The 12,811-nt window shown below is 35.9% G+C and carries 12 protein-coding genes; 7 read left to right on the top strand and 5 right to left on the bottom strand.

Going from position 1 to position 12,811, the window contains the following annotated elements; genetic code table 11:
- Positions 1 to 80: 80 nt before the first annotated feature.
- Positions 81 to 1,652 (top strand): GNAT family N-acetyltransferase, encoded by a 1,572-nt coding sequence (locus MHH85_RS21825; RefSeq protein ID WP_340708494.1) that lies wholly within the window; start codon positions 81 to 83, stop codon positions 1,650 to 1,652.
- 48 nt (positions 1,653 to 1,700) lie between these two features.
- Here MHH85_RS21825 and MHH85_RS21830 read toward each other — a convergent pair whose 3' ends face one another.
- Positions 1,701 to 2,945: a helix-turn-helix transcriptional regulator gene (locus tag MHH85_RS21830; RefSeq protein ID WP_340708495.1), complete on the bottom strand. Its 1,245-nt coding sequence runs from the start codon at positions 2,943 to 2,945 to the stop codon at positions 1,701 to 1,703.
- A gap of 134 nt (positions 2,946 to 3,079) precedes the next feature.
- Here MHH85_RS21830 and MHH85_RS21835 point away from each other — a divergent pair, with 134 nt between their 5' ends.
- On the top strand, positions 3,080 to 4,384 hold the full coding sequence (locus MHH85_RS21835; RefSeq protein ID WP_340708496.1) for an MFS transporter: 1,305 nt from the start codon (positions 3,080 to 3,082) through the stop codon (positions 4,382 to 4,384).
- A 20-nt stretch (positions 4,385 to 4,404) separates the two neighbouring features.
- On the opposite strand, the gene MHH85_RS21840 is transcribed toward MHH85_RS21835, so the two are convergent.
- From MHH85_RS21840 to MHH85_RS21850, 3 genes are all read right to left on the bottom strand, one after another.
- Positions 4,405 to 5,568 carry an MFS transporter gene (locus tag MHH85_RS21840; RefSeq protein ID WP_340708497.1) on the bottom strand — a complete coding sequence of 388 codons (1,164 nt, stop codon included), beginning with the start codon at positions 5,566 to 5,568 and terminating at the stop codon, positions 4,405 to 4,407.
- 352 nt (positions 5,569 to 5,920) lie between these two features.
- Complete coding sequence (locus tag MHH85_RS21845; protein ID WP_193737648.1) at positions 5,921 to 6,148, bottom strand: copper ion binding protein; 228 nt, start codon at positions 6,146 to 6,148, stop codon at positions 5,921 to 5,923.
- Positions 6,149 to 6,160: 12 nt separating this feature from the next.
- Positions 6,161 to 6,469 (bottom strand): metal-sensing transcriptional repressor, encoded by a 309-nt coding sequence (locus tag MHH85_RS21850; protein WP_053419204.1) that lies wholly within the window; start codon positions 6,467 to 6,469, stop codon positions 6,161 to 6,163.
- Positions 6,470 to 6,800: 331 nt separating this feature from the next.
- Here MHH85_RS21850 and MHH85_RS21855 point away from each other — a divergent pair, with 331 nt between their 5' ends.
- Positions 6,801 to 6,938 (top strand): Lmo0850 family protein, encoded by a 138-nt coding sequence (locus MHH85_RS21855; RefSeq protein ID WP_164491933.1) that lies wholly within the window; start codon positions 6,801 to 6,803, stop codon positions 6,936 to 6,938.
- A gap of 87 nt (positions 6,939 to 7,025) precedes the next feature.
- Here the strand turns inward: MHH85_RS21855 and MHH85_RS21860 are convergent, their stop codons facing one another.
- Complete coding sequence (locus tag MHH85_RS21860) at positions 7,026 to 8,222, bottom strand: FtsW/RodA/SpoVE family cell cycle protein (protein WP_053419205.1); 1,197 nt, start codon at positions 8,220 to 8,222, stop codon at positions 7,026 to 7,028.
- A 147-nt stretch (positions 8,223 to 8,369) separates the two neighbouring features.
- On the opposite strand from MHH85_RS21860, the gene MHH85_RS21865 reads away from it, so the two are divergent.
- From MHH85_RS21865 to MHH85_RS21880, 4 genes are all read left to right on the top strand, one after another.
- Positions 8,370 to 9,128, top strand: coding sequence for a hypothetical protein (locus tag MHH85_RS21865; protein ID WP_322787058.1), 759 nt, complete (start codon positions 8,370 to 8,372; stop codon positions 9,126 to 9,128).
- A gap of 213 nt (positions 9,129 to 9,341) precedes the next feature.
- Positions 9,342 to 10,412 (top strand): D-alanine--D-alanine ligase, encoded by a 1,071-nt coding sequence (locus MHH85_RS21870; protein WP_340708498.1) that lies wholly within the window; start codon positions 9,342 to 9,344, stop codon positions 10,410 to 10,412.
- Positions 10,413 to 10,432: 20 nt separating this feature from the next.
- Positions 10,433 to 11,803 (top strand): UDP-N-acetylmuramoyl-tripeptide--D-alanyl-D-alanine ligase, encoded by a 1,371-nt coding sequence (locus MHH85_RS21875; RefSeq protein WP_340708499.1) that lies wholly within the window; start codon positions 10,433 to 10,435, stop codon positions 11,801 to 11,803.
- A 92-nt stretch (positions 11,804 to 11,895) separates the two neighbouring features.
- Positions 11,896 to 12,585, top strand: a complete 690-nt coding sequence (locus MHH85_RS21880; RefSeq protein WP_340708500.1) for an alpha/beta hydrolase — start codon at positions 11,896 to 11,898, stop codon at positions 12,583 to 12,585.
- The last annotated feature ends 226 nt before the right edge of the window (positions 12,586 to 12,811 follow it).

A 12,811-nucleotide genomic window follows, 5' to 3' on the forward strand; every position in this document is an offset into this window, starting at 1 on the left:
TTTTGTAACTAATAGTATTAATATGGAAACTTCTATTTAAACATTTCGTTATTATAGTAAAACGTTAAAGGGGCTTTTCTATGTATTGGTGTAAAATTGCGCAAACAGAACATGAATTTGATGAAATCGCCAAACTTAACTACGAAACATTTGTAGAAGAAATCCCTCAGCATGAGCCAAACCCTAGCGGTCGACGAGTGGATGCTTTTCATCATGAAAATATGTACTTAGTTGTATTGAAGGATGAAGAGCTCGTCGGTATGGTTGCTTTTCGAGATGTTCGACCTTTCTCTTTAGATAAAAAGATTGGTCCAGTGGAAAAGTTATTACCTGCAGATGCTTTATTAGGGAAGCTTTGTGAGGTACGATTGTTAGCTGTTAAGAAGGAGCATCGTAATGGACGTGTCTTTTTTATGCTGACACGAGCTCTGATCGACTATGCTTATGAAAATGGCTATGGAGCTGCGGTTATCTCGGGTACTGTACGCGAAGAAAAATTGTATATGCAAATGGGTTTTGAGGCATTTTCAGAGCCAGTTGGGACAGATGATGCAAAGTTTATCCCGATGGTTTTAACGACTGAGCGCTATGAGAAATCATTAGCAGGTCGTTTTAAGCAACGACGTTACTCCTTTTATCCAGGACCAGTCCAACTGACAGATGCTATTCAAGCGCCATTACTCAAGACGCCAGTATCTCATCGTTCCTATTCTTTTTCTAGAACGATAGGTCAGGTGCGTAGTAAATTGGAAGCATTAAGTGGAGCACGTTATGCACACTTGCTGTTAGGAAGCGGTACATTGGCGAATGAGGCAATGATTGCACAGCTTACCAAACTCTCTGGAAGAGGATTAATTGTTACGAACGGTGCCTTTGGTGAGCGCTTGCAAAAGCAAGCAGAGCGTTGGCATTTAGAACATGATTGGTTACGTTATGATTGGGGCCAATCTTTTAATGAAGCAGAATTAGAAAGTATTTTAAAACAGTCTGATTTTGAGTGGCTATTAATGGCTCATGGTGAAACATCTACTGGAATGTTAAATAATCTAGAGATGGTACAAAATTTATGCGAGACATATAATGTGAAACTATGTATGGATAGTGTAAGTTCTTTTGGAACATATCGTTTTTCAATGGAGAAAGTATTTATAGCAACAGCGGTTAGTGGTAAGGCAGTCGGCACATTGAGTGGTATTGCCGTAGTATTTTCAAATCATGTTATTGCAAAAAGTGAGCAACTTCCGTCGTATATTGATTTAGGCAATTATTCTAATCATAATATTCCATTTACTTATCCAGCGCAGTTGATGGAGAGTTTTAACAACGCGCTATTAGCCTATACTGAAGGAAATCGCTACGATTTATTGCAAACAAGATATAAAAAATTACAACAGGCAGCTATAGATGGAGACTTCACTTTCTTAACAACTGAAGGCTATCCAATGATCGTTACATTAAAAGCAGATGAATCTTTAACGAGTATGGCGGATGCTGCAGCGATGAATGGTTTCCATTTACACTACGAAAGTGCTTATTTAAAAGAGCGTGGATGGGTGCAAATCTCAATCATCCAACCTGACTTTGATGAAGCATGGGAACGCTTTAAGAAATGGTATAGTAAGTATAGGGAATACAGAAAACTTAAATGTTGAATGGACTAGTTGAACTGTTAAAACTAGTACACAAAAAAGCAGATGGTGCTATCGCCCATCTGCTTTCTTTTTTAGCTTTTCATATGTGTCATTAATAAATTGTTTATAAGGTGTATCTATAAAATGCTCGACTAAATCAACGCCAATTTTTGCTTCTTCTAAAGCTTTTGCTAATTGCCCTTGTTGCTCATAGCATAAAGCTTTATAAGCATATAATTCATTTTGAAGAGACAGATCATAAGGGTGATGGAAGTGGTTGGGAAATTCGTCGATTTGTTCAAATGCTTCAAGTGCTTCAGTGTAACGCTTCATCCCGAATAAAGATTTACCTTTTTCAAGATAGTAAAAGACCTTTGTTTTACTTCCTTCGCCTTCGTCAATTTCGTAGTATTGCTCAAGTAACTCATTTCCTTTTTCGTAGTCTTTAATATAACTGTTATAGTAATGGGCTTTCGTAAAAAGGGTAAATTCCTTTGTTGTGATATCGTCTGTAAAGTCAGCATATTGAGAGAGCTTTTTCAAATAATATTGTAAGTCTTGCTCGTTACCATACATCATTTCTTTGAACGCGGCTAATCGATAAAGGTCATCGATGCGATAGAAAATACGTGCTTCCTTCGATAGTTTGATTGCTTCGTTCATGACTCCAAAACCTTCTTCATTCATCCCGATTGCCAAGTATTCAACAGCTATCATATAAAGTAAATCAAGATTTGGTAGTTCATCTATTACATAGTGATTCAATTCCATTTCTTTTTTAGCTGCCAGTAGAATATTTAACGATTCTTCGTAATTATGATTAACGAACACAGCAGATGATTTTAATATATAGGCACGTAACCAATCGTTCATTAAGTTCATCTTTTGGAAGGTATGAATAGCTCGATCTAATGGTTCTTCCCAATGTTGCTTCTCTACATCGTATTTAGCCTCAGAATATAATACCAAGAGTTGTCCTGCTTCGTAACTAATGGGGAGTCTGTCTATATAAGGCTCAATAAGTTGTAATCTTTCAAGTTGTGGTTCAATTACTTCTAACGATTTAGGGACCTGGATACTTTTCACTTTTTCAAGTAACTCGCGTAATTCGGATGCACTTACTTCCTCTAATAATTCACTTACTTCAATCCCGAGCTGTTCTGCAATATATGCCAAGCTATCCATAGAAGGATTGGCTTTATCATTTTCAATTAGACTGAGCATACCTTTTGTTAAACGGTCGCCTGCTAGCTCTGCTAATGTTAGCTTCCGCTCTTTGCGAATTTTACGTATTCGCGTTCCGAGAGTTTCCATACAGACACCTCATTATTTTTGAATTAGTTTAATTATATTAAACTTTAGCTTGCAATGGAAGTCAAGTGCATGGTATTATTTGTTTAATAAAATTAAACATTTTAATTAAATTAAACAAAAGGTGGAGATAGAAAGTGAATGAAGCGTTAAAGTTAAAGAAAGCGACTTATCATTTATGGACTTTTACAATTAGTAAAATGATTTCTTCATTGGGTTCAAATGTATTAGGGTTTGGTATTAGTTTATATATTTTGGCAATGACAGGATCAGCGACTTCTTTTGCTGTAAATATGATTTGTTCTATTATTCCAAGAACTTTGTTGGCACCAATTGCAGGTATGATGGCAGACAAATATTCGAAAAAACCTATCATATTAACTGCACAAGCTTGTACCGTATTAACTATGGGTGGACTCCTTACGTATTCATCTATATTCGGAATGTCAGTAACAGCAATCTATATTACAACAGCAATTTATTCAATTACATCAACATTTATAGGTATTACATTTTCTTCTTCAATTGCAAGTTTAGTTGATGGAGAACGTTTACAAAAAGCGACCTCATTTAACCAGGCTTCATTATCTGTAGCGGCCATTGGTGGCCCTGCTCTTGGTGGTATGATGTATGGTTTTGTTTCGATAGAAGTATTCTTAATAATTCATATGGCTGCATACGCTACAGCTTTTATACTCGAAGCAACAATGGATTTTAAATTGTATTCAAAAAAAGAAGATAAAAGTGAAGGAGATAAAGAAAGCTTTTTACAAAATTTTAAAGAAGGATATAGATATTTAAAAACAAAGCGTGTCGTCTCAATTATTATTTGGGCTGCGTTATGGATTAATTTTTTCTTTGCGGCTTTGAACGTAGGTGGAACTTATGTGTTAGTTCAGTTATTACATGTAAATTCACGACATGTCGGGATTATTGATGCATCAGGAGCAGTTGGGATGCTTGTAGCGTCTATTTATTTCGCGACAAGAAAGCAAGTGAAATATCCGTTATTATTTTCAAAACGATCTATATTGTTAATGGCCATATCATTAGGTTTAATGACTATTCCACTGTGGATAGATTTCCCGTATATTGGGATAGTTATTTTTTATATAACTATTTTTATAAGCTTTTCTGTATTGGGTGTATTTACGAATACACCAATAGGAGTCATGATGCAAACGGAAGTAGAGGAAGAATATCGTGGTAGAGTATTCGGTATTCTTGAAACAATGGCGGGGGCGATGATGCCACTTGGAACGCTGCTGTTTGGGTTATTATTTGATAAGTTCCCCGCACAGTGGATCTTGCTCGGCTCAAGTAGTTTCCTTATTGTCATAACGCTTTATATGCTAAGATCCTCCGTACTAAAAGAGGCTTATCCGGAATTGGCAAAAGAAACAAAGTCATTTAAATTGACAGAAAAAATCCAGCAACCATAATGGTTGCTGGATTTTTACTTTTATTCTGAAATGCGTAATGTTTTTTTAGTTGATTTGAATAATAGGATGACTAGAATGCTTACTACCGCTAGTGATGCAGAAATAAAATATGTTGAGTTTGCTTGCATAGTGAATACCCAAGTGAAGAATAGTGGGCCGATAATACGTCCCATATTATCCATTGAATATGTTATACCAGCTGCTGTACCGTATTTACCGCCAGATTCTTTTGATGTTAACGAAACTGTTAATGTTCTTGCTAAAGCATTACCTGCTGTGAAGACACATAGCGCAAATCCTGCGAAAGCGAGGCTTGTTGTAAAAGGGAATAGTAATAAACCGCATGCTGTAATAATTTGAGCAATCATTAACCATTTTGCTTCAGACCCGTCTTTAATTCGACGAACAAGACCACCTTGGACTAAGAAATCTACAAAGCCGCTAAATAAGAATAGTGATCCAAGTTGAGCTGAAGTGATGTTGATTTTATCCATTTGGAATAATTGGAGAGTCGACTCAACACCTGCAAGTAAAAAGGTTACAACGAATGAAAATAGGAATAAATATCGTACTCGATATTTGAAAAGAGTAGAAGCACCTTTTGGAACAATTGCGCGTTTATTCGCTTGGCCAAGTCGCTCAGGTTCTACTAATACAATACTTGCATAAATGAATAATAGGAAGATTAAAATAGCTGAGGCTGTAAATGGTAAGCTCAGGCTATATTGACCAAGTAATCCACCTATAGCTGGGCCGAAGATGAAACCTAAACCGATTGACATCCCCATGAAGCCCATGTATTTATTGCGATTTTCCTCTGTAGACATGTCACCTATAAAACCTGTGACAGCCGTATAAAGTGCTCCGGAGAATAGCCCACCTACAACGCGGGAAACATAGAGCATTGTAAGAGAATCGATAAAGAGCGAAATTAATAAGAAACTTGTGCAGAAGCCAAGAAGCCCCACTAAAATTAATTTTTTACGACCCATTTTATCTGATAACATACCCCAAAGAGGAGCTGTGAAGAAGCTTGCTAAAGAATAAACTGTTAATAATCCACCTACATGCATTTTGTTAAAGCCTTGTTGTACTACAACCTCAGGCAAAATTGGAATGATTAACCCGAATCCTAAATAAACAAAAAACTGTACGGACATTAATAATAGGATGGATTTTTTCATATAATCCCTGCTTTCTATAAACATAAGTATGTTCATTTTAACGCTGTATAAATTCAGAAACAACTATAAGAGGTAAAATAAAGAAGTGTTTGATCGTATCGAATTGAACGCTCCTTATACCCATTCTATAGTTTTCTGGTTGCAGTATGAAGGATTTAATGCTACAACCATCGTGACACGATGACCTTTTGAGGTTGCACAATTTCCTTGTTATCATAATGTGATAAGACTGAGTAATCTGTGACAACTTGTGGGTGTATGAATAAAAAATATTTCCCATGAACATAAAAAACAACTGCTAGGAGCAGTTGTTTTATGTGTGATTAAAAATTATTAAGATAAAATTTTCCTGTTAAGAAGGATCTACTAAGCCCTTAACAGCATATCCTGCCTCTTCAATTGTTTGTGAAATGTCTGTTTTATCCAATTTTGAATTGTCATAAGCTACATCTACTGTGCTTTCTTGAAGGTTTACCGATACAGTATTTACGCCTGTAAGTGCACTAACATCAGTTTCAATAGCTTTTACACAGTGACCACAAGACATGCCTTCTACTTTTAATTGAATTGTTTCTGTCATATCAAACACTCCTTATTTCCTCATTAGTTTTTGTATAGTGGTGAGAAGTTCATCTAATACTTCGTCATCACCTTCAGCTAGTCTGTCCTTTACACAGCCTTTTAAGTGTCCGTTTAAGAGCACTTTTGCGACACTATTTAAAGCTGATTGTGTTGCGGATAGTTGTGTGATGATATCGTCACAGTAAACATCCTTTTCGACCATTCCCTTAATACCGCGAATTTGACCTTCTGCGCGATTTAGTCGAGTGATTAAATCTTTTTTTACTTGTTCTGGATGATGACTTTTACGACAAGAGTTATCGTGACATTCGTTCGTCATTTTGTTCCTCCTACGTTTGATGGAGTTATTTTATCATACTATAGGGGGGTATTCAAAATTAATGAATTAAATACCTTGTTTAAATATTACTGTTCAGGGTAACTAACAAGTAATAAGTAGCATAAATATTTTGAAAATACCGTTGTCAATAAGGCTTATCGTGTAGTATGATTTACTTCCACTTAATATATGTAACAATATTGAAACGTATCAGATGTTGAAAAAATGTTATAATAATAAGCATGAAATACTTAATAAGTGGGTATGATGTAGTTGAAACCTTTTATGGGACACTACGTCTTAAATATAAAGAAAAGAAGAGGTGGAAAGTATGGGAAGAGAAGTAGATTTGACTAAAATTGTTTCTAACTTATCAAAGCTTGGCGTTAAAGCAACGACTACAAAATCGCGCTTGGAATTACTTAAAGCAATAGCACCACCAAAACAATCACCACAAACACAAAACTAACATGCTCCGCTTCGACTATATGATGTCGAAGTTTTTTTGTTTGCAAAAAAAGCCCAGAGAAAAATTTTTCTCTGGGCTTTAATATTATTATAAAAACTCTTCGTCTTCATCATGATTTCCGAACATATATGTGCGGTGATGGAATTTCATACTGAATACAAGGCCTAATGCCAGTGCATTCCCCATCATTGAGCTACCACCGTAACTTATAAATGGTAATGGAATACCTGTTATAGGTAGTAATTGAATTGTCATACCTATGTTTTCTAATACGTGGAATGTTATCATCGCTATAATCCCAGCACAAACATATGTACAGAATGGGTCTTTCATTTGCAAAGTTAATTTTGTCAGATGGAAGATTAGGAAAAAGAATAAACAAATAACGGCGCTTGCTCCGATAAAGCCGTACTCTTCACCAATTACACTAAAGACAAAGTCAGTATGGTTTTCGGGGACATATACTTCACGACCTTGGAAACCTTTCCCGAAAATTTCACCTGAGCCAATGGCATTTAAGGATGAAATTAAGTGATAGCCATCACTAGATGCATAGGAATAAGGGTCTAACCAAGAATAGATTCGAGCAAATTGATAAGGGCTAAAACCTAATTTATGTTGTAGGAAGTCTTGCATATAAAGAGCCATCCATAATAAACCAGCCCCTAAAGCTGCGGCGCTACCTGCTATAGGTAAAATTATTTTCCAAGAAATCCCTGCTACAATTACAGTTGCTGCAGTAATAGCAAAGAATACGAGCGCAGAACCTAAATCAGGCTGTTGCATAATAAATGCTAATGGAATTAATAATACGCCGAAAATTTTACCTAATAACATGAAATCTGTTTTCAAAGATCTCATAGAGTATTTTTCATGATGCTTACTGACCATTCGGGCGAGTGCAAGTATGAAAAAAGTTTTCATAAATTCGGAAGGTTGAATATCACCTACAGGTAAATGGAACCAACTTTTTGCACCATTTCGTGGTTCTGCGATTTGACCTACTCCACCAGGGGCAATCAATAATAGAGCTAATAGCAAAATCCCAGCTCCATATAAATACCAGGACATTTTCTTGTACTGGTCAGGTTCAAAATACATCATAGCACCCATGATACATGCGCCGATAAAATACCAAAATAATTGCTTAGTTACATAGTTTGCTGCATATTGACCAGAAGTTTGAGCTGAAGCAATAGCTGTTACACTGATAATACAAAATAGAAGCATTATAAAAGCGAGCGTCCAGTCAAAACGATCGGAAAATTTTTTATTTGTATTCATTTACGTCACCTAAATTATTTAGTTTCAATTCTTATTTCATTATAGCGTAAATAATTGTATCACGCTTCATAATAAAGATGTGACGAAATCGAATCACAAATGTTTCAAATTATGATAATTCATCTTATAATGAGAGTTGGAAATGAGGTGATCGACTTGGCAAAAAAAATGCGAGCTGCTGATGATTTTTTGCACCACTTATATGTACATATGAATGAGATTAATCAATTTGTCATTTTTAGTGGTTTAACGTTTCAAGAATTCGTTTCTTCAGTCGGTCCGCTTCAAAATATTTTACTCTTGAAAAATGAATACGAAGACGGTTCATTTAATATGCATACACAGTTAGAATTCGTAGAAGAAAGAAGTATCCGCAAGTTTATAAAGAAAGCCTCAGATTCAAAAAAAGAGCTTTGCTGGATTGATTTCTCAGACGAAAAACGATTAAATCTTTTAACGCCACAAGAACAGGCGGAGCTATTATATATCGGTCATAAAAAAGAGCCTGTCCGGACGCCATTTTATCACCAGTTACAAAATAAATACGTATATTTGGCCAATGAAGATGAAAAGATGTCTAAAATTTATTTTCGAGATTTACAAGATGTCGAAGAATTATTAGCTAATTTGTTTAATGCCATTATTCAAGAAAAAGAAAAGCCTGCGACATTTTGGAGAAGAAAAGTAAAAGACAGTATACCGACTTTTACGAAAGAAATGCTTTCGAGCTTTCGCGAGGAAGTGAAGGATGGTGTCCTATTTTCAATGTACAGAATTGAAAAGCCGGACCTTGCATATGTCTTAGAACTGCGCAATATTTCCGATTTAACTTTCCCAGATGAAATTTGGGATGAGTTGAATACGATATTAAAGAAAAAGGCAGAGCAAATTATGGAAGTTCATTGAGTGCCAACTGCTTTAAAGGGTTCTCCACGGATATTTCTGTGGAGAATTTTTTCATATTAGCATGCATAAATTTTCTAGAGTGCTATTATAAGAAAAGATATTTTTAGTAAGAAAAGATTGAAAGTCCTGCGACTCTTCACGATGAAATCATTTCATGAATCATTTTGGTTCATGATAAACTAAAAGTACAACAAACTGGAGGACGTTTATAAAATGAAAAAAAAATTAGGCTTATTATATGGTGGTAAATCTGCTGAGCATGATGTTTCTCTTTCGACAGCAAGAGCAGTCACTCAAGCGTTAAACTTTGATAAATTTGATGTATTCCCTATTTTCATTACACGCGAAGGCGAATGGAGAAAAGGAGACCAACTAACTGCACCAGTAGAATCAATTGAACAATTACAATTAGGCAAAGGAACGCAGGATAGCATTCCAAATGATGTATCAAGCTTTTTATTAAATAAAGATGAAAAAGAATTTGATGTAATTTTCCCATTACTTCATGGTACAAACGGGGAAGATGGTACAGTGCAAGGTTTATTAGAAGTATTGAACTTACCATATGTCGGCAATGGAGTTTTAGCTTCTTCTGCAGGGATGGATAAAGTAGTGATGAAGCAATTATTCGAGCATGCTGGTTTAAAACAAGTTCCTTATGTCTACTTCATCCGTAAAGAGTGGAATAAAAATCAAGATGCATTAATCGCTAAAATGGAAGAAGAGCTAACTTGGCCGATGTTCGTTAAACCTGCAAACTTAGGTTCAAGTGTTGGAATTAGTAAAGCTTCTAACCGTGAAGAGTTGATTAAAGCAATCGATCTTGCGTCAAAATATGATCGTAAAATTATTGTTGAAACTGGAATCGATGCACGTGAAGTAGAAATGGGTGTACTCGGAAACGATTCACCAAAAGTATCCGTACCTGGTGAAATCAAACCAGTTACAGACTTCTATGATTACGATTCGAAATATAATGATAATAATACAGGTCTAATCATTCCTGCTCCTGTAACAACAGATGTTGTAGAGCGTATGAAGGATATGGCTATTCGTGCATTTAAAGTATTAGATTGTTCAGGCCTCGTTCGTGCAGATTTCTTTGTAACTGCTGAAGATGATATCATTATTAATGAAGTAAATACTATGCCAGGATTTACGCCTGTCAGCATGTACCCGATTTTATGGCAAAATACAGGTGTCACTTATTCAGATTTAATCGAACAATTGATTGATTTGGCAATTGAAAGACATGACGAAAAACAACAGCTTCAATATCAATAAGACGCGAGTGTGATGAGATAATGAGAAAAACATTAAAGCAAATTGCAAAGTGGTTAAATTGTGAACAACAACTAGTAGAAGACGTTGTTGTAACAGGGATTTCGATAAATACACGTACGTTGCAAGCTGGAGATTTATTTATCCCTTTCCGTGGTGAAAAAACAAATGGTCATCGTTATGTAACACAAGCATTTGAAAACGGTGCAGCGGCATCATTTTGGCTAAAGGATGAACCGAATCCTCCTGCTGGCCTACCATTACTTTTTGTAGATGATGCAGAAGAGGCACTTCAACAAATGGCATCAGCATATCGACAAGAGCACAGTGCAACATTTATCGGTATTACAGGCTCAAATGGGAAGACTTCAACAAAAGACTTAGTAGCAGGAGTGTTATCGCCATACTACAAAGTGCAAAAAACAGAAGGTAACTTTAATAATGAGCTAGGTTTACCGTTAACAATTTTATCGTTAGATGAAGATACAGATTTTGCTATTCTTGAGATGGGAATGAGTGGTTTTGGTGAAATTGAATTTTTGACTAAATTAGCTAAACCTCATTTCACAGCTATCACGAATATTGGAGAAGCACATATGCAAGATCTTGGTTCAAGAGCGGGCATCGCGAAAGCGAAGTTTGAAATTATTCAAGGTTTACAAACAGGTGGTAAGTTGTTCTATGACGGTGATGAGCCATTACTTACACCGCTTGTTACAGAACAAAAAGATTTGCAAGCCGTATCATTTGGACTGTTAGGTTCGGCGGATATAACAGCTACTAATATAGCGACAACTGAAAACGGAAGTTCATTTACTGTTAAGGGTTTGTTGAATGAGGATTTCTTCATCTCAGTATTAGGTAGTCACCAAGTGAAAAACACATTGGTAGCGATTTTAATTGCGCGTGAAGTAGGGCTATCAGCCGAACAAATTCGCGAAGCTTTAAAAGAGGTTTCATTAACAAATATGCGCATGCAATTAGTAAATGGAGCGCAAGATATCTTATTTATTAATGACGCTTACAACGCAGCACCAACTTCTATGAAGGCAGCATTACAGTTTTTACAAACGACAGAAATACGTTCAGATAAATGGATAGTACTTGGAGATATGTTAGAACTAGGTGATTTGGAGCAACAGTACCATGAGGAAATCGCGGAGGTTATTGATGGTAAGAGCATCCATCAAGTATGCTTATTTGGACCACGTATGAAGTGGCTAAATGATAAGTTGAAAGATAATCTACCAGCGGATCGACTATTATGGACTGCAGAAGATTATGAAACAATCATAAAACACCTTCGCACGAATGCAGGTCCAAATTCTATTGTCTTATTAAAAGGTTCACGTGGTATGGAGCTTGAAAATGTATTGAATGCGTTTAAAAAATAATTTTTTAGTAAAAGCATCTAAAAAGGTTAAGTTCCTTTTAGATGCTTTTTTCTTATAAAATATTGGGTACACTATTGGCGGAGGGTGACGTGATGACAACAGGCGTACTTTGTATTCATGGTTTTACAGGTGGACCTCAAGAATTAAAGCCTTTTGTGGATTTTTTAAAGCAGAATACGGATTGGCTTGTTCTTGTGCCGACTCTTTCAGGACATGGTGAAGAATTGCATTTGGAAAACTATAAAGCTGAACATTGGCTAATGGATGCGGAACTTGCTTATAAAAAGTTAGCTAAAGAAGTAGATGTAGTCATTGTAGTAGGTTTTTCAATGGGTGGACTTATAGCCCTTTATTTAGCATTACGTTATGAAGTGGAGAAGTTAGTTTTACTAAGTGCTGCGGCAAAGTATATTAGCGTTCGTCAATTGCTGAAAGACATTAAAGAATTGACTAACGATTTGTTTCATGGAGAGCTAGAGCAAAATGAGTTATACCATCGCTATGACAATAAAATTAGCAATGTTCCGATGTCATCGACGTTAGAATTCCTTCGTTTAGTGCGAAAAGTAGAGCCTTATTATGAAAAAATCACAGTACCCATTTGTATAGTGCAAGGGGAAGTGGATGGAATAGTGCCAGCAATAACCGCACAATTTTTATATGACCGATTAGGGTCTACAAAAAAGCAATTAATACTTTCACCAAATGGCAAGCATCATATTTGCTTTAGCGATGATAGGGAAGAATGGTTTCAATCTGTACTGAACTTTTTGTTAGAGTGAAAAAAACAGATAATTATGACTGATGGATATTGATTGCATAGTATGGTTACTCGTGTTAGACTATTGAAAGCAATGGATACATTTTGTGTGAAGACTCTCCGAGATGATGGAGAGTGCTTTTTTTTGAACATTACGGTTTATTCTTTTTTGGGTTAGAATTCCCCGAGAATTGAACCGCTCGGCAAAGACCGGGCTTTACTTTATATATATAAAATTCCTCTGGAAC

Source organism: Viridibacillus sp. FSL E2-0187 (assembly GCF_038006425.1).
GTDB lineage: Bacteria > Bacillota > Bacilli > Bacillales_A > Planococcaceae > Viridibacillus > Viridibacillus arvi.